Below are 275 nucleotides of genomic sequence, written 5' to 3' on the forward strand. Positions count from 1 at the left end.
GTCCGCCTCCAACAGCGTGACGCCGCAGGGCACGCAGACCATCACCTTCAACAACCCCGGCGTCCAGAACTTCGGCACCACGCCGACGCTCACCGCCACGGCGAGCTCCGGCCTGCAGGTGACGTTCGATTCGAGCACGACCGCGGTCTGCACGGTGACCTCGACCGGCCAGCTGGCCTTCCTGGCGCCCGGTACCTGCACCATCAACGCTCGGCAGACCGGCGATGTCGCCTACCTGCCGGCGCCGGCGGTGTCGCAGTTCTTCCAGGTGGTGG

Annotated in this window: 1 protein-coding gene; it reads left to right on the forward strand. The window is 69.1% G+C overall.

Features of this window, described 5'->3' with window-relative positions; all coding sequences use genetic code 11:
• A partial coding sequence (locus tag SB660_RS20360) for a hypothetical protein (RefSeq protein ID WP_410584132.1) occupies window positions 1-275 on the forward strand: 275 nt, incomplete at both ends.

The sequence above is a fragment of the Bacillus sp. SIMBA_005 genome, assembly GCF_046535585.1.
Classification (GTDB): domain Bacteria; phylum Bacillota; class Bacilli; order Bacillales; family Bacillaceae; genus Bacillus; species Bacillus pumilus.